At 60.1% G+C, this 26,663-nt stretch carries 23 protein-coding genes; 11 read left to right on the top strand and 12 right to left on the bottom strand.

All coding sequences use genetic code 11. The annotated features are described in order from the left end of the window. The first annotated feature begins 127 nt into the window (after nucleotides 1–127). From PY254_RS13770 to PY254_RS13755, 4 genes are all read left to right on the top strand, one after another. Nucleotides 128–1,789 (top strand): GMC family oxidoreductase, encoded by a 1,662-nt coding sequence (locus tag PY254_RS13770; protein WP_281012612.1) that lies wholly within the window; start codon nucleotides 128–130, stop codon nucleotides 1,787–1,789. A gap of 160 nt (nucleotides 1,790–1,949) precedes the next feature. Then, complete coding sequence (locus PY254_RS13765; RefSeq protein WP_281012611.1) at nucleotides 1,950–2,564, top strand: transposase; 615 nt, start codon at nucleotides 1,950–1,952, stop codon at nucleotides 2,562–2,564. 60 nt (nucleotides 2,565–2,624) lie between these two features. Next, nucleotides 2,625–3,233: a Tse2 family ADP-ribosyltransferase toxin gene (locus tag PY254_RS13760; RefSeq protein ID WP_281012610.1), complete on the top strand. Its 609-nt coding sequence runs from the start codon at nucleotides 2,625–2,627 to the stop codon at nucleotides 3,231–3,233. 11 nt (nucleotides 3,234–3,244) lie between these two features. Then, nucleotides 3,245–3,493 carry a hypothetical protein gene (locus PY254_RS13755; RefSeq protein WP_281012609.1) on the top strand — a complete coding sequence of 83 codons (249 nt, stop codon included), beginning with the start codon at nucleotides 3,245–3,247 and terminating at the stop codon, nucleotides 3,491–3,493. Nucleotides 3,494–3,664: 171 nt separating this feature from the next. On the opposite strand, the gene PY254_RS13750 is transcribed toward PY254_RS13755, so the two are convergent. Further along, complete coding sequence (locus PY254_RS13750; RefSeq protein ID WP_281012608.1) at nucleotides 3,665–4,369, bottom strand: transposase; 705 nt, start codon at nucleotides 4,367–4,369, stop codon at nucleotides 3,665–3,667. A 303-nt stretch (nucleotides 4,370–4,672) separates the two neighbouring features. On the opposite strand from PY254_RS13750, the gene PY254_RS13745 reads away from it, so the two are divergent. The 3 genes from PY254_RS13745 to PY254_RS13730 all read left to right on the top strand — a co-directional run bounded on the left by PY254_RS13745 (nucleotide 4,673) and on the right by PY254_RS13730 (nucleotide 8,082). Next, nucleotides 4,673–4,858 carry a hypothetical protein gene (locus PY254_RS13745; RefSeq protein ID WP_281012607.1) on the top strand — a complete coding sequence of 62 codons (186 nt, stop codon included), beginning with the start codon at nucleotides 4,673–4,675 and terminating at the stop codon, nucleotides 4,856–4,858. A gap of 948 nt (nucleotides 4,859–5,806) precedes the next feature. Then, nucleotides 5,807–6,787 carry an IS5 family transposase gene (locus PY254_RS13735; RefSeq protein WP_281012220.1) on the top strand — a complete coding sequence of 327 codons (981 nt, stop codon included), beginning with the start codon at nucleotides 5,807–5,809 and terminating at the stop codon, nucleotides 6,785–6,787. A 332-nt stretch (nucleotides 6,788–7,119) separates the two neighbouring features. After that, complete coding sequence (locus tag PY254_RS13730; RefSeq protein ID WP_281012606.1) at nucleotides 7,120–8,082, top strand: hypothetical protein; 963 nt, start codon at nucleotides 7,120–7,122, stop codon at nucleotides 8,080–8,082. A 154-nt stretch (nucleotides 8,083–8,236) separates the two neighbouring features. On the opposite strand, the gene PY254_RS13725 is transcribed toward PY254_RS13730, so the two are convergent. Continuing rightward, the gene (locus tag PY254_RS13725; protein ID WP_281012605.1) at nucleotides 8,237–8,944 is read right to left on the bottom strand and encodes a transposase; all 708 of its coding nucleotides are present in this window, start codon (nucleotides 8,942–8,944) and stop codon (nucleotides 8,237–8,239) included. Between the two features lie 964 nt (nucleotides 8,945–9,908). Beyond that, entirely contained in the window at nucleotides 9,909–10,070 is a 162-nt protein-coding gene (locus PY254_RS18110) for a hypothetical protein (protein WP_345781815.1), read from the bottom strand. Nucleotides 10,071–10,108: 38 nt separating this feature from the next. Here PY254_RS18110 and PY254_RS13720 point away from each other — a divergent pair, with 38 nt between their 5' ends. Further along, nucleotides 10,109–10,639: a transposase gene (locus PY254_RS13720; protein ID WP_345781814.1), complete on the top strand. Its 531-nt coding sequence runs from the start codon at nucleotides 10,109–10,111 to the stop codon at nucleotides 10,637–10,639. Nucleotides 10,640–10,670: 31 nt separating this feature from the next. Here the strand turns inward: PY254_RS13720 and PY254_RS13715 are convergent, their stop codons facing one another. The 6 genes from PY254_RS13715 to PY254_RS13690 form a co-directional block, all read right to left on the bottom strand. After that, nucleotides 10,671–11,507 carry a hypothetical protein gene (locus PY254_RS13715; protein WP_281012604.1) on the bottom strand — a complete coding sequence of 279 codons (837 nt, stop codon included), beginning with the start codon at nucleotides 11,505–11,507 and terminating at the stop codon, nucleotides 10,671–10,673. 184 nt (nucleotides 11,508–11,691) lie between these two features. Continuing rightward, complete coding sequence (locus PY254_RS13710) at nucleotides 11,692–14,475, bottom strand: glycoside hydrolase family 19 protein (RefSeq protein ID WP_281012603.1); 2,784 nt, start codon at nucleotides 14,473–14,475, stop codon at nucleotides 11,692–11,694. 742 nt (nucleotides 14,476–15,217) lie between these two features. Continuing rightward, entirely contained in the window at nucleotides 15,218–15,913 is a 696-nt protein-coding gene (locus PY254_RS13705; protein ID WP_281012602.1) for a PEP-CTERM sorting domain-containing protein, read from the bottom strand. 417 nt (nucleotides 15,914–16,330) lie between these two features. After that, nucleotides 16,331–16,948, bottom strand: a complete 618-nt coding sequence (locus tag PY254_RS13700; RefSeq protein ID WP_281012601.1) for an SOUL family heme-binding protein — start codon at nucleotides 16,946–16,948, stop codon at nucleotides 16,331–16,333. Between the two features lie 238 nt (nucleotides 16,949–17,186). Continuing rightward, on the bottom strand, nucleotides 17,187–17,579 hold the full coding sequence (locus PY254_RS13695) for a DNA-binding transcriptional response regulator (RefSeq protein WP_281012600.1): 393 nt from the start codon (nucleotides 17,577–17,579) through the stop codon (nucleotides 17,187–17,189). Between the two features lie 191 nt (nucleotides 17,580–17,770). After that, a complete protein-coding gene (locus PY254_RS13690) occupies nucleotides 17,771–18,739 on the bottom strand; it encodes an SOS response-associated peptidase family protein (protein ID WP_281012599.1) in 969 nt (322 codons plus the stop codon). Nucleotides 18,740–19,404: 665 nt separating this feature from the next. Here PY254_RS13690 and PY254_RS13685 point away from each other — a divergent pair. Continuing rightward, nucleotides 19,405–19,818 carry a BLUF domain-containing protein gene (locus tag PY254_RS13685; RefSeq protein WP_281012598.1) on the top strand — a complete coding sequence of 138 codons (414 nt, stop codon included), beginning with the start codon at nucleotides 19,405–19,407 and terminating at the stop codon, nucleotides 19,816–19,818. A 152-nt stretch (nucleotides 19,819–19,970) separates the two neighbouring features. Here PY254_RS13685 and PY254_RS13680 read toward each other — a convergent pair whose 3' ends face one another. The 3 genes from PY254_RS13680 to PY254_RS13670 all read right to left on the bottom strand — a co-directional run bounded on the left by PY254_RS13680 (nucleotide 19,971) and on the right by PY254_RS13670 (nucleotide 23,658). Then, nucleotides 19,971–21,200: an FG-GAP repeat domain-containing protein gene (locus PY254_RS13680; RefSeq protein WP_281012597.1), complete on the bottom strand. Its 1,230-nt coding sequence runs from the start codon at nucleotides 21,198–21,200 to the stop codon at nucleotides 19,971–19,973. Between the two features lie 344 nt (nucleotides 21,201–21,544). Next, complete coding sequence (locus tag PY254_RS13675) at nucleotides 21,545–22,525, bottom strand: MBL fold metallo-hydrolase (RefSeq protein ID WP_281012596.1); 981 nt, start codon at nucleotides 22,523–22,525, stop codon at nucleotides 21,545–21,547. Between the two features lie 401 nt (nucleotides 22,526–22,926). Next, the gene (locus PY254_RS13670) at nucleotides 22,927–23,658 is read right to left on the bottom strand and encodes a hypothetical protein (protein ID WP_281012595.1); all 732 of its coding nucleotides are present in this window, start codon (nucleotides 23,656–23,658) and stop codon (nucleotides 22,927–22,929) included. A 1,149-nt stretch (nucleotides 23,659–24,807) separates the two neighbouring features. On the opposite strand from PY254_RS13670, the gene PY254_RS13665 reads away from it, so the two are divergent. Both PY254_RS13665 and PY254_RS13660 read left to right on the top strand, forming a co-directional pair. Further along, nucleotides 24,808–25,506, top strand: a complete 699-nt coding sequence (locus PY254_RS13665) for an EAL domain-containing protein (protein WP_281015224.1) — start codon at nucleotides 24,808–24,810, stop codon at nucleotides 25,504–25,506. A 312-nt stretch (nucleotides 25,507–25,818) separates the two neighbouring features. Continuing rightward, entirely contained in the window at nucleotides 25,819–26,655 is an 837-nt protein-coding gene (locus tag PY254_RS13660; RefSeq protein ID WP_281012594.1) for an alpha/beta fold hydrolase, read from the top strand. Nucleotides 26,656–26,663 lie beyond the last annotated feature (8 nt).

Here is a 26,663-nt window from a genome sequence, read left to right as displayed (position 1 = left end):
ATGCAACCGAACACGGTCTGTCAGGGCATTCCACGATCTCCTGTCGGAAAGTCTACTCTGACCCCGGTTTGTTGCCGGCCGACGCATCATTAGGCAAAACTCAACACAACTCGGGCAAGGCAAGGCAATGGATAGTTTCGATTTCATCGTGATCGGTGGCGGGCCGGGTGGCTGCGTTACGGCTGCGCGCCTGAGTGAAGTACCGGACTGCCGGGTGCTGCTGCTGGAAGCCGGACCGGATCGGCGCGGCCTCTTGGCCGACAACCTCGCGCTGGGCACTCTGGCCCTGGTGCCGCGCAAGAGCCGCAACAACTATGGCCTGCGCACCGAGGCCGAGGCAGGCCTCAATGGGCGCCGCGATTTCCATCCACTGGGGCGAGGCCTCGGCGGCGGTTCCAGCATCAATACGCTGATGTACATGCGTGGCAACCAGCAGGACTATGACGACTGGGCCGCCATGGGCAACCCCGGCTGGTCCTGGGACGAGGTCCTGCCTTATTTCCGCAAGTCGGAGAACAATCAGACCTTTCGCGACGACCCGTTGCACGGCGTCGATGGACCCATGTGGGTGGAGGAGCTACGCACTGGCAATCCCTACCAGGAGCTGTGCCTCCGCGCCTGCGAGGAGGCCGGCCTGCCGCAGAATTCCGATCTCAACGGTACCAGCCAGGAAGGCTGCCGGCGCACTCAGGTGTTCATGAAGAACGGCGTGCGCCATGGCGTGGGCAAGGCCTATATCCATCCTCTACTGGGACGCCGCAACAACCTTGAGCTGTGGAGCGACACCCAGTGCACACGCATCCTCATTGAGGGCAAGCGCGCGGTGGGGGTGGAAATCGAACAGCAGGGCCGACGACGTATCGTGCGCTGCCGCAAGGAGGTCATAGTCGCCGGCGGTGGCATTCTCTCGGCCAAGCTGCTGCAGCTCTCCGGGGTGGGCGATCCTGCGTGGCTGCTGCCGGTGGGCATCGAGCCAGTGCATACACTGCCTGCCGTGGGCAAACACCTGCAGGATCACGCGGATGTGATCATGGGGTTTCACATTCCCGGCGATGCCGACCTGATCGGCATCTCGCCCACCGCCGCAGGTGTGATGTGGCAGAGCTGGTGGGACTGGAGGCGTGACGGCACGGGGCGTCTGGCGACCAACTTCGTCGAGGTAACCGGCTTCATGAGCCTGGCGGCGGACTCGCGCACGCCGGAGATCCAGTACGAGTTCTTCAACGCCCTGGCCACCAATCACGGGCGCAACATGTACTTTAAGCACGGCATGTCGGTGCATGTGCTGCTGTTGCACCCAGAGAGCCGGGGCACTGTGCGTCTGGCCAGCGCGGATCCGCATACCGACCCGCTGATCCAGTTCAATTACCTCTCCGATCCACGGGATGTGGCGACCATGGTTGAGGGCCTCAAGCGCGTGCACGCGATCATGACGCAGACGCCGACCTTCGCCGGCCGCATCAAGCGCGACCTGCGTACCGCCCATTGCCGCAGCGACGCCGACTGGGCGCAGTTCGCCCGAAATGCAGCCGGTACGAACTATCACCCGGTCGGCACCTGTCGCATGGGGCCGAGCAAGTGCGATGCAGTGGTCGATGCGCGTCTTCGCGTTCACGGCCTGCAAGGTCTGCGCGTAGTGGACAGCTCGATCATGCCGAAGACTGTCGGCGGCAACACCATGGCGCCGTCGATCATGATTGGCGAGAAAGGCGCCGAGATGATTCGCCAGGACTGGCAGATGCCCTTGGTGTCCAACCCCCCTGACTATTACCCGGAACCACGAGCATGACGCTTGCCTGGAAAAAGGAAACTAAAGGGAAAAGGAAACTAAAGGGGACGGAGGCAATTAAGTCTTCCCCTCATCTGCCTCTGCCTTCATTGTCGCCGTCGCTGGTGGCGGGCGTCCACGAGCCCGTACTGAAGCTGGCCGACCCAAGGCTTTCTGAACCATGTTCTGGAACTTGACGTCTCCCGGGCATACGGTGGTGAAGAACCGCCACGGGTTGGTGGTGCGCGCCGCGGTCAGCCATGCCCGCGGCACCGCCGAACGGGACACGGCGCTGGAACTGTTGCAATCCTTGCCCAAGAAACGGCGCAAGACGGTGGGAGCGGACAAGGGTTACGACTTGAAATCGTTTGTGCAGCGCTGCCGAGACTTACGCATCACCGCCCACGTGGCCGCCAAGGACAAAGGCAGTGCGATTGATGAACGCACTCGACGCCACGCCGGCTACGAGGTCAGCCAACGCAAGCGAAAGTGCGTGGAGGAACCCTTTGGTTGGGCCAAGGTGATCGGTCCGATTCGGCAGGTCAAACAGCGCGGCAAGCCGCGGGTCAACGCGTTGTTCCAGACCACCATGATGGGCTGGAACCTGGTGCGGATGCGCAACATTCTGGCCACGAGCGGGACACGAGCGGGCCATGAGCCTGCATGGCCACATACGCCTCGGCGGCGGCGACGCCAAGCACATGAACATGCATCACGACACATCACCAGCCTGAGCAAAAATGGACGCAATGCGGCGCCGGTCACCTGCGATCGGCGCTTTTCAACAGCCTGCTAGACTCGCCCCGTACCGACTTGGCTGAGGCTGGGCATTTGGGGGCGGTCTTGAGGAACTTCGATGAGCGATGAGCTGAAAAACATATACCGCGCAGCCAACAAGATGGACCGCTACTTTGGCGACGCCACGCCGTGCGAACTACTGCGCGGCATCCCAAAGGGGTCCAAGGTGGCCTTGATGCAGCCTACGCTGGTGGGCTTCTACAAGCGCAAGCCTGATCCTCAGCAGCCCCAGGCCAAAGTCCCCGACTACACCCAAGGCAGGGCGCCCGATGTGTTGGTCACCCATGCCAAGACGGGCGTGTCGCCGCAGTATCAAGGCGGCACCACAAAGGGAATCTTGCTGGAAGAGAACCGCAAGAAGATGGAGATCACCGACGAGATGATCAGAAACGCGGACGACTACATGGTCAGCGGCTGCCGCACCATGGCCGCAGCCGATCACCACCGCGGCCTGTCACTCTTCAACGGCCTGAACAAGGCGCTGCCTTTCAGCTGGTTCCAGATCAAGGCGGGTACTGATATTCCTGACGGCCTGGCCGTGACCCGCGATGCGGATGTGGGCAAGAAGGGCGTGGTGCACTACACCGTGGCACCCAAAGATGACATGACGCTGGCGCTGTACCTGGTGCAGCTCCGCACCCTCGGCAAAGACGCCGTTCCAGTCTGACGAGAACAACGATGGCAAATCTCTCTTTGGAAGCCCTGCAGCGCGTGACTTTGGCTGCATTGCGCGAGCGCGCTGCGCTTGAACACACACTGCAACAGATGGACCCCGAGTCTGACGACGCACATGAATTGGGCGACGAGTTGGTCCAGATGATCAAAGTGGAAGGCGAGCTGTACGACGCCTACACCGAGGCACTGGCCGCCAGCGACGTGGCATTCCCGAGCTGGGACGATCTGGTTGAAGCGGTGGAGGCTGGTTAAGGCTGCGTTGAGGGGGCTGTTTGGTCGCGGCGACAGCACCAAGGACGGGGGTCAGGTTCACTTACAACCGTTTGAATCGCCGCGGGATGGCCGATGCGCGGGTCTGACGCCGGCGAAGCGTTTGGTCTTGGCTTCTACTATTGCGCGGTGCACGCAGAAACGGGGGCAGGTTCACTTGCAACCGTTTGAATTGTCGCGGGTTGGTCGATGCGCGGGCCTGATGCCGGCGAAGCGTCGAGTCCTGGCTTCAACCATCGCGCGGAAGGCATCGCGACCGAGGGCTCGCTGCTGTTGAAGATGGGCCCGGACTGCTTTCAGGTCGTCGTCGGACAGGGTTTCATTCAGCAGTTGGCGATAGGCATGGGCGCGCGCTTCTGGTGTGGACGCGAGCGCGGTGTATTGCTGATGCGGCGAGAGGATGGCGTCTGGACGAAGCCCGCAATGGCTGGCGCAGCTTGACCACGCGAAGGCTGCCGGATCATCGGTCATGCGGGCGCGAAGGGGATTAAGTTCGATGTAACGGTGGCAGTGCAAGACGTAGCTTTCGCTGTCGACCAGGCTTGCCTTGTAGCGGCCTTCCCACAGTGTTCCGGTACGCCGATGGCGTGCGTTGAACTGCCCGACATAGCCACGCCCGAGTTTTTGCATGAGACGAGCGATGGCTCCCATTTTGGGTGGCGTCGCCAGCAGATGGACGTGGTTGTCCATCAATACGTACGCGTGCAGCCTGCACTTTGTGTCGAGCAATGCTTCGCGAAGCATGGTCAGGTAGCGCTGGCGATCGTCGTCGTCGAGAAAGCACGGCAGTCGATTGTTGCCGCGCTGAATAATGTGCTGCGGAATACCGGGCAGGTCGAGTCGTGGTTGTCTGGCCATCGCGTAAGGCTCGGCGGGAGCATGCTTCGCCGGTAGCATCCTGGAGCGTTGCGCCTCGTGAGAGCTGGCCTACCCCGCTTGTCGGCAAGCGCACTTGACCCCGTGCTTTTGCTTTTGCTTGGTAAGTGAACCTGATCCCGTTCTTGGTTCTACGACGGCGTGCCCCCCGGTCACTGCAAACTGACGGTAGACCGCCAGCTATCCGTCAAACAGTTTCTGGGCTTGGTCGCCAGTATCAGCTTTTCTGCAGCTGGTAACGATTATTTTGGAATGAAGAAGTAAGCGCACTCTGGAGTAGGGCCGATGACTTATCGCAAAGTTGAACTGACAGACATGCAGCTGTCCCATGCCGTGGTGGCAATCCAGAGCTATATGGAAGATCTATTGCGGAAGGCAAACCACGATCCCGAGGGTGGCGAGCACGAGGATTATCTGGTGGCGCAGAGCGTGCTGGCTGCGTTGAAAGCAGCCAAGCACGAGCCAAATTAGCTGACAAAGGAAAGCGGGAAAAGATGTCCGGAAACTGGGACCGGAAACTGGCAGAAAAACGGGGTCAGAAAAACGGGGTCAGGTTCACTTACAACGGTTTGAATCGGTGCGTGGTGGCCGATGCGCGGGCCTGACGCCGGCGAAACGGTTGGTCTTGGCTTCTACCATCGCTCGGAAGTCATCCAAGGCCCAAGACCCAAGGCCCGCTGTTGTTGCAGGTGCGTGCGAATGGCCTTCAACTCGTCGTCGGACAGGGTTTCGTGTAGCAACTGTCGGTAGGCTGCGGTTCGCGAGCCCGGTGTGGCGGCGAGCGCGGTGTATTCGGGATGAGGCGAGAGAAGGACATCCTGGCGGAGGCCGCAATGGTCGGTGCAGGTCGACCACGGATAGCTGGTGGGATCATCTGGCATTCGTGCGCGGACAGGGTTGAGTTCGATATAGCGGTGGCACCGCAAGACGTAGCTTTCGGTGTCAACCAGGCTGGCTTTGTAGCGGCCTTCTCACAGTGTCCCCGTACGCCGCTGACGAGCATTGAACTGACCGACGTAGCCGCGTCCGAGCTTTTGCATGAAGCGGGCAACAGCTCCAAGTTTCGGCGGCGTGGCGGGCAGGTGCACGCGGGTTGTCCATCAATACGTATGCGTGCAATTTGCAGCCTGTGTCGAGCAAGGCTTCACGTAGCAGCGTCAGATAACGCTGGCGATCGTTGTCGTCGAGAAAGCAGGGCAGTCGATGATTGCCGCGCTGGACAATGTGTTGCGGAATACCGGGAAGGTCGAGTCGTGGTTGTCTGGCCATTGCCTCAGGATCGGCGAGAGCATGCGTCGCCGGTAGCATCCACGAACGTTGCACCTCGTGGGAGCTGGCCTGTTCTGTCGGTAAGGGATGCTCTGATTTATTCCCCGTCTGCGGCATCATAGCCAGCAGTCCCCAGGAAGCCCATCGCCGATGAAGCAGCGTTCGTTCGCCTCGTTGAGTTTTGAAGTCAAGAAGAAGCCGACACGTCGTGAGCGGTTTCTGGGTGAGATGGACAAAGTCGTGCCGTGGGCCGACCTGCTGGCGCTGATCGAACCGAGCTATCCGACCTCCGGTCGTCGCGGTCGCCCGCCGATGGCGGCATCGACGATGCTGCGGATCCACTTCATGCAGCAGTGGTACGCACTGAGCGATCCAGCGATGGAAGATGCGTTGTACGAGATCGAGTCCATGCGCCGGTTTGCCGGGCTGGAGCTGAACGAGGACGCGATTCCGGACGAGTCGACGATCCTGAAGTTCCGTCGCTTCCTGGAGCAGCACGGCCTGGCGGTGAAGATCTTCGAAGCGGTCAATGCGCACCTGAGCGGTCAGGGCCTGTTGCTACGCCAGGGCACGATCGTGGATGCCACGATCATTCAGGCGCCGTCCTCGACCAAGAATGCGGACAAACAGCGTGACCCGGACATGCGCCAGACGAAGAAGGGCCAGCAGTGGTACTTCGGCATGAAAGCGCACATCGGGGTGGACGTGGAATCGGGGCTGGTGCACACGGTAACCACGACACCTGCCAACGTGGGCGACGTGACGGAAGTGGACAAGTTGCTGCACGGCCAAGAGAAGACGGTGCATGCCGATGCCGGCTACCAAGGCGCCGAGAAACGGGCACCCAAGCGCGGCCGCACGTGGCATATCGCGGCCAAACGCGGCAGCGTGAAGGCGATGCCCGAGGGCGAGTTGAAGGATGCGGTCAAGCACACCGAGCACATGAAGGCCGCGGTTCGAGCCAAGGTGGAGCATCCGTTCCGGGTGGTGAAGCGGCAGTTCGGCTATCAGAAGGTGCGCTTCAAGGGCTTGCTCAAGAACACCGCTCAGATACTCACGCTGTTCGCGCTATCGAATCTGTGGATGGTGCGACGAACGTTGCTAGCGTCCGCAGGGGAGGTGCGCCTGTGAGGCGGGAAATCGAGGCGATTGGGGGTAACCCAGCACGGCGATGGCGGCGATATGCCTCACAATCTGCCTTTTCGTCGTAGTCAATCCATATTTTTAGCACGGCCGTCTGGACGGCCATTTTGAACTTAATTGATCAGAGCATCCTAAGTGAACCTGACCACGTTTTGCTCAGTCGGTGCATGAAGAACTGTGAGTAGGCTGGTGGTGATTCGGTGCGTGGGTTAATCGCCTTCGTCCCCTTTGCTCGCTTCCTTTGCTCGCTTTTCCGGGCATACTGGCTATGTGATGTAGTTGCTACGGGATCAGCTTGCAAATCAAGGGATGGAAAACTTATGAAAATATCGCACATACGCCAAGGCGCATTCTGGCTAATGTCTCTGCTAGTCGTTGCCTGCGAATTGGTTTACCTGAGCACATGGCACACATTGCCGCAAACCGTATTGTTGCCACAATCCATTGCAACAAGCACAACGAACAAAACACTAGGCGAAGAGAAGCCCGCGCCAGCCGAGTCTGAACGAACCTCGATTAACGCGACCCATGTCCAGGCTGGCGCCTTTGCCATCATTCCCGCGCGATGGCAGTTCGAGGGCATTACTGCAACCAGAACGGCAAGCGATAGCATGAAATGGCTGAATTCGTATCCTCACGAAGACATGCCAATTTTGACCAAATTCAATCTCGCGCACCCTTATGTCTGGAACGTCATTTCCGCAAATCAGATATCCTGGATGGCGGCCAACGGTTTTCCGATGCCCGAAGATGTCATTGCGGCTGCTGGCATGAGCGATAAGCAATTACGGGATGCCGCAGAGTTTGGGAGCATGAAAGCCAAGTTTCTCTATTACGAACGAATCATTGGTGAAAAAAACACGCCGTTTCCAGACGTAAAAAAGCAGGTTGGAATCGCTTCGGATTTAATCGCTGCGCATGGCAATCTGGGCGCAGAGGTGGATCGGATGTACAAAATTGTGCGCTTGAGCGACAGCCCATACTTGGGCTATCTGGAAGCGAGTTATGCAACTTGGGTTGATGACCCGAAGGCCCATGGTGAGGTTTTGGCAGGCGGCCTAGCGCTTGCTTACTTCCGAGGCGACGATCGAGCCGGAAATGCACTATTGGCACTGGCCGCCAACGGCGACATGAGCGACAGCGAAGCATCGCTCGCGTATCGGATTGTCAGCCAATTGAGAGACTATTACCCTTTGCCGGCCGATTGCGGGCCGGGTATGGCAACTCCATTTCCGAAGCCAAGCGGATCCGGAATAAAGGGGGTGGGAATAAACGGAAACTAGTCAAGAAGGGAGCGCACAGAGCGTGCAAAATGAACGGATGCGATTAAAACAGTGCGTCCCCTTTTGTTTTCTCTGTTCCCCCTCAGATGCGTGTCAGCGCTTCCTCACGCCGACACCGGCGCGGATCTGGGTTCTGAAACCGGGACGGAGGAAGTTAAGTGCCACCTCCGTCGTTTTCGTCACGGCTCGGTCGCCCGGGCCGCCGCACGCTCACCGGCCGTCCCAGCGCCTTTTCAGCAATCGCCTGAAAGCGTTTGGTGCCAAAGGCGCGTTCCTGTTGCAGGTGCTTGCGAATGGCCATCAGCTCGTCGTCGCTGACGCCTTGCTCCAGCCACGCCAGATACGTCTCTGCGTGCGATTGCCTGGTATCTCTCAGCGCAAGGAAGCAGGCATGCGGTGTCACCAGTGAATCCTCGCAGAGTGCCAGATTGGCGTGCACGTTGGACCAGTGGTGATCTTGTGGCTTTTCGGTCATTGCGGCGCGAACCGGGTTGAGCTCGATGTAACGATACGCGGTGAGCAGATAGCGGTCCGAATCGACCAGACAGGACTTGAAACGAACTTCCCAAGGCGTTCGCCTGCGTCGATGCCGTCGGTTGAACCCGGTGACGTAGGCCTGGCCGAGTTGGCGCATGGCCAGCGATACCTTCCTCGCGGCACCGCAACTGACAAGCAGGTGCACGTGGTTGCCCATCAACACATAGGCGTGAATCTGCATGTCGTGGCTCGCGGCGCTCTCGCCCAGTAGGCGGAGGTAATGCCGGCGGTCGTCATCGTGCAGGAAGATTGCGCAACGATTCACTCCGCGCTGAGTGATGTGGAGTGGAACTCCGGGGATTTCCAGGCGAGCTTGGCGAGGCATGTAACTGACCCTGGACGAGAACGCCTCAGTTTCGACATGCTGATTTGCCAAGCGCATCGGCGGGACGATGTGGGATGGGTGGGCGTCAACCGCCGCTGCAAGTCGTTTAACTTCCTTCGTCCCCGTTTCGGACCATTTTTGCCCGGAAGCCTGAGCACCGTTTACCCGACGACCGGGTGACGCGCATCAACGATCTGCTAGACGGCAATGCCGGGGAAGTCAGTAGAAGACAGAGGCGTGGATGGCGATCCCGCAGGATTTTGCGGCAAGGCGGAGCAACGCATACCCGCGTCGTCGGTCACCACGGCCACGAAGACAGCACAGCGATTCACTCATGTTGGATAATACGGCACGGGGTCTGTCACTTCGGGGAGAGGGCAGCGCGGCATGGATACAGCGTGCCATCTCCGTAGTTCTGTTCGAGTCAGTGCCGGGTGAAGCAGTTGCGAGCCGGAGACGGTGAGCTTTGTCGCCGGGTTTCCTCCGACCCCTCTGCGCCCATCCCCTTTATCCCAACCTGTTGTGTCCTTCCGAGCGCATCGCCTATGACATCATCCAATGTTTTTTTGGCGTTCTTGATTTTGGTGCTTATGGGTTCGCCTTTTTACATGTCTTGGTACAACCGGCGCGCGCTTTACGTGGTTAATCAGTGGGCGCAAACCCAGGGATTGAAAGTAATCAATTGTCGTCGAGCATGGTTCCCTCCGTGGAAGTTCTTTTGGACTACCAGTCGATCCCAGGTATTCATGCGCATCCGAGTTTGGGACTCCTCCGCCAGACAGGAGCGAGAAGGCTTGGTGCGGGTCGGAAGCTATCTATGGGGCATATGGGGCGGAGTGGAATGTGAGGCATTTTGGGATTGAGGCAAGACACAGCAAAAGTAGGTGAGCAAAAGGTGTCAGGGACAATTGCTGACAGCCGGGTGGCTTTGAGGCGGGCGGGAACGTTCGGTTCTCGCTGATAGTCAGGAATAGGGCGCTGCGCGATCGTGTCGGACAGGGCCCGACTTCCACGCTTCGATCTCGCCGGTATTCCGCAGCACGTGGTGCGGCGGGGAAATAATTGTCTGCCCTGTTTTCTGGACGACGCGGATCGCCAGCGTTCCCTGCAATGCCTTGGCAAGCATGGTTGCGCTTCGGCTTCAGGCTGCATGCGTATGTGTTGATGAGTCATCACGTACACCTGCTGCTGACGCTCGGCGAAGCGGGTTGGGTGTCGCGGCTCATGCCCGCGTTCGCGCGCAATTACGTTGGCTCGTTCCAGGGTCGACACGGACGTGCGGGAACGCTGTGGGAAGGGCGCTACAAGGCTTGTCTTGTGGATTCGGGGCGGTACTTGCTGACCTGTAGTGGTTATATCGAACTCAATCCGGTTCGCGCCTGGATGGTGGCGCAGCCGTACGAGTATGCGTGGTCGAGCTGGCGTGCCCATGCGGGCGGAAGTGCCGACCCGCTGCTCACTGTGCATCTCGCGTACATTGAGCTCGGCTACGATCCGGCAAGTCTTGCCTCGGTCTACCAGGCTTTGTTCGCTGCGGCCTTGCCCAACGCATTTGTCGAAGAAATCCGTATCCACCTGCAGCAGCAGAAGGTGCCGGGGACGGATCGGTTTCGGTCATGGGTCGAAGCGAGGAGCGGACGGTTCGCTACCGTGCGGCCGAGCGGTCGTCCACCAATAAGCTCAAATTGTCCCTGACACCCTTTCTGTGTGAAACCTTTTCTGGCGGCTATTTTCCATTCCCTTTGCAGTGGCTGGAGGCCCAGTCCCTCGCGTCGCCAAGCGAGGTTTCGAAGCCGGCTGACTCCAGCTTTGGCTCATGGGCATGGCGCCTGACTTCAGCCGCAATGACGGTGAAATCCTTTTTCAGGCGCTCTGAATGAAAGTGTGTCGCCAGCGGGCTGGTGGAGCGAGCCAGTTCGATGCGGGATGAAGGATCTACCGCGCTACTACCCGGGACCACGTGCGGCGTGAGCGACAAGATGGTTGGAACCAGCAGTACGCAGTCGCCGAAATCTGCAGGGTCGATGCTGCGCAATTCGCGTGTCATCTGTGCGTCTTCCTCCGGTGAATAGTCAGGATTGTTGAGCGCGGTCAAGACATGAATTTTTGCGGTGTTCGTTTTGTAGAAGGCGACGTTGCGTGGATCGACCATTGCCGCATCCGGCATTTTCGAAGCCCATTGGGTTCCGGCCATCCGTGCCTGTGCACCGGCACGCGCCAACGTTGTCATCGCGAGCAGATAGCTCTGCCCGGTGAAGCCATGTCGCGCAAGCATCGCGCGGGCGACGGGGTTGGCATCCATCTGATCTCCCATGGATGCAATTGACGGAACTTCATCGCTGTCGTCATGGTTCTCGTCGTCATCGCGCGGCTGAAGCGCGTCGATAGTCTTGCTTTCGCGGGCCACGGCGATCATTCGGTCAAGCAAGCCTTCTGTTAGCAGCAGGGGCTTGATGGGTGCCGTTGAGGAAGGCGATGGCGTCGCCGCTACCGACAGTGAATACCATGGTGTAGCGACAAGCAGCGCGATGATGAACAAAGTTGGCTTTCGGCTCATTGCCATGTGGTTGTCCGTTCCGTGGATTCAACTTTTCATTCTATAGCCGGTATCAGAGAACAACCAAGGGGTTAGGTTCATTTACAACCGTTTGCACGAAAAAGGTGTCAGGGACAATTTTCAGGCGTCAGTCGGAGCTATTTAATTGTTCCTGATACCATTGTGCTCCATTGTTCTGACACCCTGGTTCCTAGCCCATCGTCTTCCGATCAATCTGCGCCCGCTGATCGCGCAACGACGACTCGGAGCGACGAAACATCGGCGTGGCACCGTCCCTCTCCGTGGCCACCTGCGCGGGCATCGCCTTGGAGCCTGCAACACGGGCACCACGCGCGGCACCGGCAGGCGCCTTCGCTCCCGCAACGATTCTCCGAAAGGTCGACGTCACCGTTTTCTCGTCATCGTCAAAGTCGCCGTGATGCATCGCGTTCGATGCGTCTTGCGAATCGTCAGATGCATTGTTGGGCGCAAGTACCAACTCGGCGCCGAGTGACTGGAACGTCTTGCGCAAATCGGCATCGATCCAGCGCTCCATGCCCAGGATGGGCTCACCTTCGCGGAAGAGCGGAATGCGCGATGTCTTCTCGAAGGCCGCCGACACGAGGTACAGCAGGGACTTGTTGTAGATCTTCGCGCAGTTGTCGTCGCGCTCGGTCTTGTCGCTCAGCGCGAACACGGCCAGCTTGGCGAGCGTGCCTTTTTGCATGGCGGGCAGGTAGGTCGAGCGGAACAGGTCCACCGTGCAGGCCGGTGCCCACAGCGTGCAGGTTTCCACCTTGAGGCCGCGGTCGTTGAGCAGCTTGACTAGCGGCGCCAGCAGGATCGAGCCGGCACTGTGGCCGACCATGTGGATCTCCAGACCGGGCATCTTTTTCGCCAGTGCCTTCAACTGATCGGCGACCAGCACCGCCGCACCGCCGGGGTCGCTGGCGGCCAGCGCGTTCTGCTTCATTTCGTCCCACGCCGATTTGCCGGTAAGCACGCGCGCCAGCGGTTCGAGCGCGTCGTCGAGCCGATCGAGCATGAAGTCCTTGGTGGCATCGAGCACACCCTCGGGCCGGCGACGGCTGATCGTGTCCTTCAGGATGTTGGTGATGGTGGTCCAGTAGTCGGTGCGCCAGATGAAGGCCAGCGGGTAGATGTTGCCGCCGAGCAGGGCCGGGCGGTACTCGGCGAGCCGCTGTGTGGCGGCCTGCTCGCTGACCAGCCCGCCGTGGGCGTAGAGCAGGACCCGCGGCTTGTCCCAATCCTGCATGACGCGTGGCATGTCCTGCTCGAAGATCTGCGCCAGCTCGGCCGGCGTGCTGCCGTAGTCGCCGCCTGCCTTGAGCGTGCCGTTGTTGCCCACGCTGACGATGTGCGGGCGCAGGTCGGCAAACGAATACGCGTTGGATTGCGCGGACGTGGCCGCGTGTACTGACGCGATCGATTCGAGCTTGCGCAGCGTGACCGGCGCGCCGAGTCTGGCTACCCAGGTATCGGTGCCGTTCTCCAGCCAGTCGTCGTAGCTGATGCGCGCAAAGCCCTGTCGGCCCCAGGAGCGGCCCCACGAGTTCTGCAGCCAGAAGCCCTGGTCGTCGAACGCCACAATGGCGAAGGCGTGGCCGCCGGTGATGGTGGATGACTGCGTGATGAGACCGTTGGCACCGACGTCGTTCCAGCCCGCATGCACGGTGCAGGTGACGTACAGCACACCGACCTCGGCCAGTGCCGAATGCATGGCGACGATGTCCTTGTGGTTCACCCGGAAGTAGGCGCCCAGCGGACGGCCCAGCGCGTCGGAGGTGCGCGCGTCGGTGAGGCCGAGCGGGTCGTTCTTCTTCGCGGGTTTGTACGGGAACAGCGACTCGGAGCACACGCCGTGCTTGTGCCAGCCCTTCATGGCGCCGCGCGCGCTGGAGCCGCTGTAGTTCTCGCCGGGCCACTCGTCGTAGCGACGCGCGAGCTGGTAGAACATGCGCGGGCTCACCGGCACGTTGTCGGGCACCACGCGGCGGCGCAGCAGCAGGTAGTTGGCCACCGTGGCAAGACCGAAGCCGGTGCACGCGCCCTCGCTGCCCTGATCGAGGATGGGCGCGCCGATCTCCATGTAGTCGCCCAGCGGCACGTGGGTGGGCACCTCGATCAGCGTTGGCGTGTACATCAGGTCACGAAAGTCGAGTGTGTCCGGCCGGGCATCGAGCACGCGTACCGGTTCGGCGGTGGGCTTCGGTTGGCCGCTGGTCAGCTTGGTCAGCTTGGACGGCCTGACCGGCTTCACACTCTTCGTGGCCTGCGCCGCTGTGTCCGCGGCGATGATCTCGGGCCCTCGTACCAGCGCCTCGATGGCCGCCGCGCCGGCGCGCGCCTTGGCACCTGCCGCGGCGCGGGCACCGCCGGCACGCTGCACCGGCGCGCTCGCGCCCAGCACCTGTTTGGCCACCGCGTAGAAGTGCTCACGGTCGGCCGCGCCGTTTTGCCCACCATTGATTCGCCGCGTGATCTCGGTGAAGTTGCCCGCGTCCGCCAGTTCGTTGAGGCCCTTGCGCTCCCAGAACAGTCCGGCAATGGCAAACGCCACATCGGGCGTGGCGGCCAGCTCCGGGTTGCCGACCAGGTCCAGCCCCATCAGGTCGCCGAAGGTCTTGTAATTGGCGCGCCCGGTGATCTGGATCGGCCCGCGCCCCTTGAAGCGCCGGCCATCGCCGGGCTGGCTATTGCCCAGCCGGCCATCGCCGGGCTGGCTATTGCCCAGCCGGCGTGCGAGGTCGCTGGGCGGCTCATAGCGTTGCTGCGCAGCGGTCGGCCCCCAGAGTTCCTCCATGAACTGCAGCTCACCCGACTCGTGCGCCAGCTGCGCAAGAAAGGCGGCCACGCGCAGAGGCGTGCCGATGCCGTGCGTATCCATCGCATTGTTCAGTGGCTGAAGAAACAGTGCGCGCCGGCGCTGCGAGGCGTTGCGCATGATCTGCGCGAGTTGGAGATCGGTCAGCATCAGAGGACTCCCTGCAGGCGATGTGGTGTCGTCGGCCGGAGGACAGCTGCCGGGACATTGCTGGTTGGATCGGCGTGGCTGTCCGCAATCAGCGCGCGGAACAGGTGGCCAATGGATACACCCTGTCTCAGCAAATGACGTGCCACCGCCTCGACCTGTGCGGAAGCCGTTGCTGCGCGTCCGTGGCGATGGGCGGGCTGCCGAACCGGGTGTTGTTTGACCCGCTCGCTCGCGCCATCGGGTCGTTTTGCACCCGCCTTCCGAACCAACCAAAAAAGGTGTCAGGGACAAATTCCGAAAAGGTGTGGGTGGTTGGGGGGAGAGCCATGCGCGGCTTGCGCTGATCGTCGCGGCACACGCGGTCTGTGACGCTGCCGGGTAGGGCTCGACTTCCACGTCTTGAACTTGCCGGTATTCCACGGCACGTGGTGCAGCGGGTGAACAATCGCCTGCCGTGCTTTCTGGATAACGAGGATCGGCAGCACTTCAGGCGCTCTTTGCGCCACACTTCATTGAGCGCGGCGCGCTGGTTTGGCCGAACGTGTTTGATTTGAATGCGGAGTCGTTGCGACAGCGCTTGCAGTTCGCCGGACGGTTGTGAGGTGATGCCGAAGCGGCCTGAGCGCCTGCAGAGCAGGCTCGTTGAATTGTCCCTGACACCATTCCAGTTTTACACGACGCCAAAAAAAACAACCCCCGTTGCCGAGGGTTGCAGAAGGTCGCTTGATAGTGGGTTGTCGTCTTAGACGAAGCGGCGCCGCAGGCCCGCGAACAGGCCAATCAGGAGCACGCCCAGCCCGAACATGCCCAGCGCAGCAGGCTCGGGAACGTTGACCCCGCCGCCTCCTGGGTTATCCGAACCCAGGGTGATGTCGTCGAATGCCACGTAGTTGGCGGTGCCACCGAAGTTGACCGAATGGGCGATCCCGTCGAACAGCACGCCGATCGGGTCCCAATGGCAGTAGATACCGGTAGGGTCGCCCGAACAATTGTCGGCTGCGTAGTTGGCGTTCAAGTTAAGGGTGGACAAGAGGTCGCCTGTTCCGTTCAGACCGCTCCAGACACTGACGAAGGTGTCCGTAGTGCTGGCCGAGTAGTAGAACGAAAAACCGGTATTGAAGCCGGACGCCACATTCATCGTCGCGGCACCGCCCGAGAGGAAAAACAAGACCGTGCTGGCACTCGGCTCGTTGGCGATATTTCCGCCACCGCCAGCATCTGAGTCAATGATCGCCAAGCTGGAGCTTGAGAAATTGACACCGTGATTGACCCCGGAATGCCCGCAGCTGTCGGTCCCGCCATTGTAGAAGTCATTGACGGCGCATTGGTCACCGACGCCTTCGAATGTAAGAACCGTTGTGGCTGAGCTGACGCTGGCAGCCATCATTGCGGCCGAGCAGATGATGCCGATCATCGATAAACGATAGAACTTGCGCATGGTCGTTCTCCCCTCTGGAACGTTCTTTCGGCAGTAACGGAACCGTGCGAAGCCGATTATTCGCAGTGTCGATTCTCATGCAAAACTCGCGCCAATATTAAAAGTCATACACATCAATAATTTAAATACATAAAAGCCACTCAAGCCAGTTGGCAACGTAAGGAAACTCGACATTCTGCACACCCAAAAGCTGAGGTCATACACCGAAGAAAAGGGGATGCGCTGAAAAGAGGTGTCGGGGACACTTTTTCGCACCAAAGGGCACGGACGGAATGGAACCGGAATCCGAGAGCAGCTTCGCAACAGGTTGACCGTGATGCCTGTGCTGACGTGGGCGAGCCCTATGTGCCGGTCGAACTTCGTTGCCGCAGCTGGCCTTTCTCTTTTCAGGCGAGTGCGGCTGACCCAGGCTTTTGCCTAGCGTTTGACCTCAACCATCACTTCATTTCGTCGCATGAACCACAGCGTCCACGGCGGGTTGTATTGGGCAAGTGTTACCGGGCCGATGGCGTCCAGCTCATGTGACTTCACCCATGCCAGGAGTTCGCTGGATTTCGTCACCACACTGTCGGGCGCGGCCACACCGGAAAACTGCAAGACAGCAAAACGGGCAGGTGCGGTGTCGCGCAGTTTGACGCTGGAGTCGTTGGGTATTGGAAGCGTCTGCAGTGACCAGGTGCTTGGCATGGTGAAGCGGATCACCCATGTGTCGACAGCGGTTTGCGTCTGGGCGACCGGTGCGGTCATGGCGATCTTTTCGCTGACCGGCCGCTGTGCCACGGGTGCCGTCATGGCAATGCTTTGTCGTTTCTTGTTGCCACCGAAGATATATCCGGCGAGCAGACGGAACCCCTTGCTGGCGGCTTCTTTCTGGTCGCCCGTCACGGTCACCTCGGCAACCACGAGTGCGGGATAGTCACGCAGTTCGAAGTCACCGTCGCGAAGCACTTGCTTGAAAGCAGACGTTTCAACGGCCATCGCGGCGCTTGCCAGAGTGGCTGCGACGATCAGACCAGCAGCGATCAATCGTTTCATGGCTGTCTGGCACTCCAAGCTGTCTCATCGTTTGCCCCGTGAATGACCGGTTCGCGCTGCACAGGCGCCGCGTGCGTTATCTGTTACGCGCTCGAGAATGAGCAAAGCGTGATCAACGGAAAAGGCGTAAGGAGCAGTTTTCCCCACACATCAGGAACTCAGTTTCGTTTTAGTGAACGGTTTAGATGAACCCGAGTCCTTCGCCCGCTATCTTCTTCGTCTGCGGATGCGTCGGCCTTCAGTCGCGGAGGCTCCGAGCCAGCGCCTCGGAAGAGGTGATGGCGACGATCAAGGCCTCCCGATCGAAGGGTTTGACGATGCGAATGGACTGCGGAGGGGCATCGTCCGCTACTTCCAGTGGATCACTGAGCATCAAGACCACGGCCATGCCGGGATTCTTCCGTGCAGCATCTTCCAGGTAGACGCCCGCGCGGGTCTCGTCCGGAGCAGGGACCGACGCGGCGAGAAGGGCCACCTCGTGATGATCTACCGCCCGTTTCGCGGCCTCCGCATGGGTCGGAGCAGCGATCGCCCGATAGCCGTACGTGGACAAAAAATCGCACACTGTGTCGGCCAGGTCCTTTCGGGCCTCGATGACAATGGCTACGCCGTCGCGCCGAAATCTGTCCATGGCATTCCTCATCTTGTTGCCAAAGTCGGATGGAGACTTTCGCATGTCGGTGAAATCACGAGATAGAAAACGGTATCACGCACCACTATTGATATCAGCTCGGCTCCAAAGCGCAGGATCACGCTGCGTTCGGGGCTTGCGTTCCTTGGCGAACTCATTCCAGGACCGGCGCGGCCTTTGTCGCTGATCCATCAGGCCGCCAGCCGATGCTGATAATACGGCCGCGCGCGATCATCGAGAATGGCGTACAGCGCCTGCAGGTTTTTTGAATCGGGACTCAGCCAGCGATCGATGTATTCCGGCTTGATCGGAATGATGCAGCGGTCGTGTCCGGCGGCGGCAACTTCGGGTGGTGGCTCGTCGGTGATGGCAGCAAAGGAGAGCAGGTCGGTGCCGTGGTCGGCTCTCTTGGAGATGTTCCACAGGCAGGCCACCAGCATTTCCTGCGGGGGTTGCGGATTGAATTCCAGGACGACGTTCTCTTCCTGCTCATCCGGCGTCAGCGCGCGTCCTTCCATTTTGTGGCGGGAAACGTTCTCGTAGAAACGCGTGACGACCAGGATGCCGTGGCGATAGCCGAACAGTTTCCCCCAGGACTTCTCCAGGTTGTCGCGGCGGGCGTTGTACGTTCCCGGATATTTTCGTTCGGTAGCTTCATCCCAGTCAGGCAGCCGGCATTGATAGCGCATCGGCACCACAAGGCGTTGTCCGGCCTGCTCGATCATCACGGCAGCGTATTGGCCCGGGTAGATGCGCGAGTCCTTGTCGACAAGTTGCTTGCGTTGCAACTCCTCGAGGCTGCGTTGTGCGGCGTTGATCTTGTTGCCGGCGATGCGCTGATCTTCGGCGGCTTTCTTGGTTGGCTTCGCACTGGCCAATACCGCCTCAGCTTTGACCAGCCGCTCAGTCTGTGCCGACAGTTCGGCTTCGTACTTGTCGGCCTGTTCCCGGTCCGCCTCGGCCACGAGTTTGGCAAGCTCAAATTCGTTTTCCCCACGAGGACGACGGAACGCGTCGCGCATTGCCTTGGGAATCTTCGACCATCCGCCGTCCTGCCGCTTTTCCCAGAACACCTCGGAGAAGCGCTTCAAGCTCAACACCGCGCCGTATTCACGGAGGAAGTCGTGGTAGTCGGCTTTGATCTGGGCGGAGTAGCACATGAATTAACCCATCGGGAAGGCATCGGGGTCAGCGTAGCAAAACCAGGGTCAGCTTCCCTTGCAACCGTTGAACGGGGCGATTCAAGATGGCCGGCGGAAAGCGGGCCAAGGGGTCCATACAGAGGCGCACGGCGCACTTGAATTGTGCGAGGCCTGTAGAAAATCCGCTCTGATTTCTGCTTCGACTGCTTCGACTGCTTCGACTGCTTTGCCTGTTTCGAGCGGGCACAGCGTTGAGCAGGTTCCGCTCATCGGAAGAACGGCTGCCCCCGTCCTGTCCCCCGTTCGCCTCCCCTGCAAGGCGTGAATTCGCATGCGTTCGGGAAGGCTCGCTGCTTCAGCTTCTACTGCCTTGTCGCCACTAAAGTCGGTCGCGTCGGCGCCGATAGACATACGTTGGCAAACAGCGGAATCGGCATTGGCTGCAACGGATGGTCCGGGCGGCGCCTGGCGCTCTATCTGGACGGGTGCATTGGCGGCTCCGGCATTCTCGCGGCCAACCAGCCGGTTGACCGACAGTGTGCGAAGCAGCCATGACGACCGCTGCCTTGCTTGCTTGCCGTAGCACTTGGGTTCTCACCCCTTTGCGTACACGACCGCGACGAAGCACCGGTTTCATGCAGGGCGCTTTGCCGTCTCCATCCTTCCCACTGCAGGCTGCGCATATGTCCATCAACCAACTTGTCTATCTCAGCGAAGCTGTGAAAAAGATGTCCCGTGCGGATCTGGACTCGATCCAGAACGTAGCGAAGACCAATAATCAGCCGATCGACGTCACCGGCAGCCTGTTTTACAACGGCGGGTGGTTCCTGCAGATTCTGGAAGGTCCGCTGGCAACCCTTGATAGCCTGTACAGCAAGATCGAGAAAGACCCGCGGCATAAGAATTCCCGGGTGATCTACAACGAGCCAGCGAAGTTCCGGACCTTCGGCCGCTGGAGCATGAACATGATCAACCTGGATGACCGGCAGGCGGACAAGTACAACGAGTTGGTCGAAGTGATCGAAGCGGCCAAGGCGAATCGCAAGATTGGCGCTGCTTCGCCTGCGGCCACGATACTCAAGATTTTCCAGAGTTGACCGAAGCTGCGGAGCGAGCAAAAACGGAGTCAGGTTCGCTTACAGTCGCTGGAACAGCTTCACTGGCGGCTCGCGGGGAAAGTGAAGCCGAGCCGGTGGCCAACCTGACTGCGCATCTTTTGAGCACCGGGTTTAAGCCAGCGGTACGCGCCTCAGTGACCTTTTGATCGGCAGGAATTGATGTAAAGCGCGCTGCGCGCTTCGGAACGCGCGGCCACGATGTCCGGGCAGCCATCGCCGGTCAGGTCGCCGATGGCGAGGCCATAGGTGGCGCCCGTGCCGTCGCCGAAGCGAACGCTGTCGAAGCTGCGCCCGTCGCCACGATTCAGCAGCACCACGCCGGGTGTGCTCTGGTTGCCGAGTACCACGTCGATCCTGCCGTCGCCGTTGAGGTCGGCGGTGGCGATCGAATACACGATGTCTTTTTCGTCGCCTGCTGAGATCGGATTGGAAAACCTGCCGCCGCCCTGGTTGAGGTAAATGCGCACGCCGCCCGTGCCATCGTCGCCCATGATCAGGTCGGGCAAACCGTTGCCATCCAGATCCCCCACGGCGACTGCGCGGGTCGCGGAATTGGGTGGTCCAATGGGCTGCCTGGACTTGAAGTGGCCGGTTCCGTCATTCAGAAAAATGTAGCTCTGCCCCTGATCCCGATGCGGGACGACCAGGTCGATGGTTCCATCGCCATCAAAATCGCCTGCGGCAATCGTCGATGCCGATTCGCCCGACAACGCGACGCACGCTGGAAAGTGCCCAGTCCCATCATTCAGGCAGACCTGATTCTGGCTGAGGTTGTTGGGGCCACCACGGTTGGCGACGATGATGTCCGCTCGATGGTCCCCGTTAAGGTCGGCAAGGCTGATATTGCGTGTCGACCATTTGGGATTGCCAAAGGTGCCCGCAGGCTGGAAGTCACCGTGTCCGTCATTGAAGTAGATCCGCTTCGGGTCTGGCCGGTCGTTTCCGACCACCAGGTCCAGGTCGCCGTCACCATCCAGGTCGGCCAGGGCGGCCGTGTAACTGCGATCCGCCGGGCCGTTGAGTTGACGCCGCTCAGTGAAGTGGCCATGCCCGTCGTTGAGCAGGATCAGGTCGTGCAGCGGCCAGTGACGGCCTTTCGCCAGGATGATATCCGGGTCGCCGTCGCCATCGAGATCGCCGATGCTGGCGTTCGCCGTGGTTTCAGCGACGTCTTCGAGAAACACGGTCTGCTTGAAGTCGGGCGCGAACGCCATCGCTTTTGGTGCTGGCGCGCGGTGCAATCCCTGGCAGCCGGCAAGCAGTAGAAACGCGACGATCAGCCCGCTGCCATGGCGCGCCTGGGCGGCCAGCAAGGCTCCGATACGGAGTGTCATGCGATATTCCCCCTGTTCGCCCGCCACGCGCCGGCGAAGATTCAGAGTGTATGTCGGAAACAGGGAGGCGACAAATCCATTGACGGGTGGGTCGAAATCTCGGTGAAGGCGGGGTCAGGTTCACTTGCACCTAGTTGAATTTCCGCGCGGCGCAAGGCGCTGCGGGAGGGCCGTCATACCGAATCGTGGTTGTCGGCCCATCGCCTCGGGATCGGCGTGAGCATGCCTGGGCGGTATCACCCTCGAACCTTGTGGCCGGGCGAGCGGTCGTGCGTCGCATGTCGGTAAAGGAATCTGATCGTGCAGTCTTTTGATCAACAGAAAGGGCCGCAATGCGGCCCTTTCCTTGTGGCGAATCAGAATGCTGTGGATCAGCGAACGTTGGTGTAATTGGCAGGCACCCAGTCATACGCCTTGCCGTCGGCCCGCACGTGGCCCAGCCCTGGAAACGCGATGTGCGCGCCGGCTACCAGATAACCCTGCTTTGCGGCGTCGGCGAATTCCGCCTTGCGCTCGGCTTCGGCCTTCACCGGGCTACTGTCGAAATGGATAGTGACCGACGGATCGGCAAACTGCACTGCCTGTGCGTGGACCAGATCGCCCCAAACCAGAAGCTTGTGGCCTTCGCTCTGCACCATGTAGGACGTGTGGCCAGGCGTGTGACCCGGCGTGGCAATGGACCGAATACCCGGTACCAGTTCGCTACCCGCCTGGAACGGCTGGAACTGGTGCGCAGCGATATACGGATTGACCGACGCCATGGCACCCTCGAAAAAGCCTTGGTCCGCTTTTGCGGCCTTTTTCAGATTGGCCGGGCTCAGCCAGTAATCGGCATCGCGCTGGTCTGCGCGCACCACGGCGTTGGGAAACGCCATCTTGCCGTTCTGGATCAGGCCGCCGACGTGATCGGGATGCATGTGGGTGATCAGAATTTCGTCGACCTGAGCGGGCTGATAACCGGACGCCTTGAGGTTGTCCAGCAGCTTGCCTAGCGTGGGGCCGAACAGCGTGCCGGCACCGGCATCAATCAGCACCAGCTTGCTGCCGGTATTGATCAGGTACGCGTTGACCGAGGTCTCCAGCGGCGAGCTTTCGAATGATGCGGCAAGCGCTTTGTCTACGGCCGCTGGCGTGGTGTTCATCAGCAGCTTGTCCATCGGCAGGTCGACGGTGCCATCGGACAGGGCGGTGACTTCGAAGTCGCCCAGCATGACGCGGTAATAGCCGGGCGCGGAAGTCTTGACCATCGGCGCAGCGGCGTAGGCTAAGTCGGTATGCGCGAGGGCGAATCCGCTGCTGGCAACCAGAGCTGTGATCAACGCGGTGCGCACGAGGTGGTGTTGGTTTTTCATCTATCCAGTCCTTGTTGTCACGGTGAGATGTCAGGTAGATCACTAGGCGAAAGCGCAGGTGGCAGGTTCGTTTATTCCTGAGGTTGGGGCGGCGTGCGTTCTCGCTCGCGCGGCTTGAGGCTGAACCACGAATCGCGGAATGCGGTGTACATCAACAGCAGGCTGATCCGTCATGGTGATCTCCCGCGGCGTTTGACTGCGTCAGGATCGATGCCAGACGAACTCGTTGTTGTCTCGAGCACGCCTCCAGCTCGCTGACTCACGGCTCGAATGGGTGAAGAAGACCGAACTTGACCGGTTGCGCTCCCCGACACCCGCTTTCTCTGTTGCCTTCGCGATCCAGCGGATGTGCGGGAAGCCGCCCCGTTCCGACAGCGACTTTCGTCGCCATCGAGCCCTCCCTATCGGGGCAGTACCGGTGTCGGAATGTCCCGATGCGCGAGGTGTTCAATGTCGATTTTCTCGAAGGCACACAACTCGATCATGGCTGCCTCCATCAGCGCGCGTGCGTGACCGGTTGCCCGAGCCAGCATCGCGTGAACTTTGGCGTCATCGGCGTTGCGATTCTTGCAGTCGTGCGAGTAGTTCTCGAAGGCGTTCAAGGCCAGTACCAGATCAGCCACCTGGTTCGGGCATTCGCAATCGACTGTGGAAATGATTTCCTGCAGATGTGCCAGTTGCACGTCATCGAAACGCCGTGCCGGTGCCGGCTCGGTCGGCAGGGTGCCCGCTGCGACTGCCGGTGGCGGCGTGGGTGCGGGCTTGTCCAGCAGACTGCGTACGATGAGATGGATCAGGTTGGCGCGCAGGGCGCGCACGCTGATCGGCGCCCGCAACACATGGCGACCCTCGCCTCTCAGTGCCTGGATGAGGTCCCATTTGGCGAACGCGTAGACAATCATGGTCAGCTCGGGTTTCGCGGCGTCCTCAAGAGCCTTCACCACCGTTTCCGGGTCACTGCCCAGCAGCGGCAGATCGAGCACCAAGACTCGTGGCCGCACGTTCTGCAGATCTTTTTGAAACGATTCCAGGTCCGATGAACTCAGCACAACTTCCATGTGTTTGGTTTCTTCGGGCGGATCTTGTTCCATGTAGATCGGCAGTGTCTGATGCAGGATCGCGAGCTTGACCACAAGAAAGTCCTCAATAGGAAGTGGAGTTGTCCATCCCTGGATTTCCGGGCCACCTGATGGGCCGGTTTGTCGACGCAGAGGCGTGCTTTGGAGTCTCCCGAAGCCGCCTCTGTAGTGGATCGCATCACGTCCGTGCTGTGGTTTGACCGGGCCTATACGCATAGGCGGGCCGTTTGGATTCAGCTGCCGTGTCTTCGAGGCAAAACGGATCGGAGTCTGATGTTTTGCGACGTCGTGATGCAGGCTCGCCCAAGTGATCCATCAATGCTGGACGGGCAAACGACGGGTGCAGGTTCATTTATTCCTGACTTTTGATGAACCCTGAAACGACGGCGCTCATCTGCATGCGTTTGAGCGATTCCCAAGCCACCCTGCATGGGTTGCTGCCGAGGTTGTTGGGGAATTTTTCCGAGCGGCTACCGACAACGCGGTACCTGGCCCGCAATGGACGGCGCACTTCGACCACGGCAATGCTGCTGGGTCGCCGGCCAGGTGGGGGCGGAGTGAGCCAATTTCGTTATTGGCGATGCCAGTTCAAGATGTCGCTTTCGCTTGTGCTGTCGATCCGGCTTGTTTTGTGCCGCCCTTCCCATAACGTTCCGCTACGGTGGTCAGTAGCGTTGAACTGTCCGACATGGCCACGTTCGGGCTTCCGCATGAGATGAGCGACGGCCCGAATGCTAGATGGCGTCGTCAGCTGATGAACGTGGGTAAGCGTGCGGTCTGTCGCCTATGCCGAGCAACGCCTCGCGCAGCAGGCTCAGGCAGGCGCTGTCGATTCTCGTTGTCGAGAAAGCACGCCACGGGGTTTTCGTGCTTTGGTCCATCTGCAGCTTGAGCTCGGGCAGGTTGAAGCGTGGTTGTCTGGCCAGCGCATCAGGATCAACGCGAGCGTGCCGTGCCGATAAAACCTCACGCTTTGCTCGTCGTGTGGGCCGGCTCACTGCGCTTGTGGGTAAATGGCTATGTCCCCCCATTTCAGCAAACAGCGGTTGTCAATTTTTTGCATTTTTGCGAACTCTGATGCAAAAATGTCTGGTCGAACGGTTGGGTTTAACCATGTTCCTGAAGCGATTTTTTGGCGAAGTGAGCAACCCGCATCCCTGCGGAAAGTGCGCTGGGGATAACTTGTTGGACTTCGAAGTACGGATGGCGTTCCAGCCGATTGTGGACACCACCACGCGCACGATATACGCCTACGAGGCGTTGGTGCGTGGTAGCAATGGCGAAGGCGCAGGCGAAGTCATAGCGCGCGTGCGCCCAGAGCAATTTTATCGCTTTGACCAGACCTGCCGTGTCAAAGCAATCAGCACCGCGGCCAGTCTGGGCCTGGATACGCGGTTGTCGATCAACTTTTCGCCGAACGCGGTGTACGAGCCGGCTACCTGTATACGACTCACGCTTGCTGCGGCGGAACGCTGCAATTTTGACGCGCGCATGCTGATCTTCGAAATCACCGAGTCCGAACGCATCACGGATATTCCTCGGGTCTTGCGCATCATCAAGGATTACCAGGGACGCGGGTTCCTCACCGCGATCGACGACTTTGGAGCGGGCTACGCCGGTCTGAACCTGCTTGCCGAATTTCAGCCCGACGTCGTCAAGTTGGACATGGCGTTGATTCGCAATATCGATCAGGACAGGGTGCGCCGCTCCATTACCAGTGGCATCGTTGCGACTTGCCGCGAACTTGGCTGTGAAGTGTTGGGTGAGGGCGTGGAAACGGTAGAGGAATACCACGTGCTGCGAGGAATGGGCATCAAGTTGTTCCAGGGCTACCTGTTTGCCAAGCCAGCCCTGGAAGCATTGCCTGTCGTATCCGACGAGGTTTGGCGCTCGCTGGATTAGAGTTCGCTGGATTAGAGCTCGCTGGATTAGAGCTCGCTGGATTAGAGCTCGCGAAAAGCGCAGTCTGCTTCACTTGCAACCGCTTGGATCTCTGCGGGACGGCTGACGGATAGGCGGGGCGCTCGCCGATGAACCGTCGCGTCGTGGAAACCGCAGGAGTCAGGGACAGGGCTCGGTAGATTCTGAATTAGACTCCGTTCGTATTGATGCTCCCATGGCCGACGCCTGCCGCTGAGCTGACTTTCGGATCGGCCGCTTGTCACTCACAGGGAGTGTCCGTTGACAACACGCGCTACGCCATCCGGTGTGCGGATGCGCCTTCATTCTTCGACGGCGGGCAAACTTAACTGGCTGCTCTTGCCGGGTGGTCCGGGTCTGGGTTCGGAGAGCCTGCGCGAACTTGCTGATGTGCTGGATGTACCTGGTTCGGTTTGGCTGGTTGATCTTCCCGGCGATGGGTCCAACCCGCCGCGGGATGGTCGTGATCCGTTTGCGGATTGGCCGCAGGTACTGGTTGAAGCAGCGCAGGCGGTTACCGATGTCGTTTTCGTGGGGCACTCAACCGGCGGCATGTACCTGCTGGCGACGCCGCAATTGCATGGTCTGATCCGTGGACTGGTTTTGCTCGATACGGCGGCTGACTGCTCGTGGCATGCGCAGTTTGCAGCGATGACGCAACAGCATCCCTTGCCGGCATTTGATCAGGCTGCTGCCGCTTACCAGCTCGAGCCTTCTGCGACGAACCTGATGCGGCTTGCGGTAGCCTCTGCGGAGTGGAACTTTCCGCCGCAATCGCTGAATGCAGGCAGAGCATTGCTCGCGCGGCTGCCATACAACGGCGATGCAGTGGCATGGTCGGAAGCGCATTTCGATCACACCTACAAGGCCGCCTGGTGGCCGGTGGATATTCCGCTACTGCGTTTGTGGGGCGAATGTGATCGCATCGTCAGTCAACAAAGTTGGGATGCGGATGAATACGCGACTAGCAATGTCATGACGCGAGTCATTCCGGGCGCAGGTCATTTCCCGTGGATCGACCATCCGGTGGCGGTGACGAACGCTTTCCACGAATACGTCGAAGCACTTCTCCACTGTGGAAAAACCGCTGTTTCGAGTGGCAAATTGGATAGTGAAGGGGACAACGGGTGAGGCCTGGA

Source organism: Rhodanobacter sp. AS-Z3 (genome assembly GCF_029224025.1).
Classification (GTDB): domain Bacteria; phylum Pseudomonadota; class Gammaproteobacteria; order Xanthomonadales; family Rhodanobacteraceae; genus Rhodanobacter.
The sequence above is the reverse complement of the archived record's forward strand: the minus strand, read 5'-3'. Positions and strand labels throughout refer to the sequence as shown.

Bases quoted from the DNA above. Each gene is read 5' to 3' on its own strand.
- PY254_RS13705 (WP_281012602.1), bottom strand. From the start codon at position 15,913: ATGCGCAAGTTCTATCGTTTATCGATGATCGGCATCATCTGCTCGGCC.
- PY254_RS13760 (WP_281012610.1), top strand. From the start codon at position 2,625: ATGAGCGATGAGCTGAAAAACATATACCGCGCAGCCAACAAGATGGAC.
- PY254_RS13715 (WP_281012604.1), bottom strand. From the start codon at position 11,507: ATGGCAATGAGCCGAAAGCCAACTTTGTTCATCATCGCGCTGCTTGTC.
- PY254_RS13755 (WP_281012609.1), top strand. From the start codon at position 3,245: ATGGCAAATCTCTCTTTGGAAGCCCTGCAGCGCGTGACTTTGGCTGCA.
- PY254_RS13720 (WP_345781814.1), top strand. From the start codon at position 10,109: ATGAGTCATCACGTACACCTGCTGCTGACGCTCGGCGAAGCGGGTTGG.
- PY254_RS18110 (WP_345781815.1), bottom strand. From the start codon at position 10,070: ATGCTTGCCAAGGCATTGCAGGGAACGCTGGCGATCCGCGTCGTCCAG.
- PY254_RS13685 (WP_281012598.1), top strand. From the start codon at position 19,405: ATGTCCATCAACCAACTTGTCTATCTCAGCGAAGCTGTGAAAAAGATG.
- PY254_RS13665 (WP_281015224.1), top strand. From the start codon at position 24,808: ATGGCGTTCCAGCCGATTGTGGACACCACCACGCGCACGATATACGCC.
- PY254_RS13710 (WP_281012603.1), bottom strand. From the start codon at position 14,475: ATGCTGACCGATCTCCAACTCGCGCAGATCATGCGCAACGCCTCGCAG.
- PY254_RS13765 (WP_281012611.1), top strand. From the start codon at position 1,950: ATGTTCTGGAACTTGACGTCTCCCGGGCATACGGTGGTGAAGAACCGC.
- PY254_RS13695 (WP_281012600.1), bottom strand. From the start codon at position 17,579: ATGGACAGATTTCGGCGCGACGGCGTAGCCATTGTCATCGAGGCCCGA.
- PY254_RS13675 (WP_281012596.1), bottom strand. From the start codon at position 22,525: ATGAAAAACCAACACCACCTCGTGCGCACCGCGTTGATCACAGCTCTG.
- PY254_RS13725 (WP_281012605.1), bottom strand. From the start codon at position 8,944: ATGCCTCGCCAAGCTCGCCTGGAAATCCCCGGAGTTCCACTCCACATC.
- PY254_RS13730 (WP_281012606.1), top strand. From the start codon at position 7,120: ATGAAAATATCGCACATACGCCAAGGCGCATTCTGGCTAATGTCTCTG.
- PY254_RS13745 (WP_281012607.1), top strand. From the start codon at position 4,673: ATGACTTATCGCAAAGTTGAACTGACAGACATGCAGCTGTCCCATGCC.
- PY254_RS13770 (WP_281012612.1), top strand. From the start codon at position 128: ATGGATAGTTTCGATTTCATCGTGATCGGTGGCGGGCCGGGTGGCTGC.
- PY254_RS13700 (WP_281012601.1), bottom strand. From the start codon at position 16,948: ATGAAACGATTGATCGCTGCTGGTCTGATCGTCGCAGCCACTCTGGCA.
- PY254_RS13735 (WP_281012220.1), top strand. From the start codon at position 5,807: ATGAAGCAGCGTTCGTTCGCCTCGTTGAGTTTTGAAGTCAAGAAGAAG.
- PY254_RS13750 (WP_281012608.1), bottom strand. From the start codon at position 4,369: ATGGCCAGACAACCACGACTCGACCTGCCCGGTATTCCGCAGCACATT.
- PY254_RS13690 (WP_281012599.1), bottom strand. From the start codon at position 18,739: ATGTGCTACTCCGCCCAGATCAAAGCCGACTACCACGACTTCCTCCGT.
- PY254_RS13660 (WP_281012594.1), top strand. From the start codon at position 25,819: ATGCGCCTTCATTCTTCGACGGCGGGCAAACTTAACTGGCTGCTCTTG.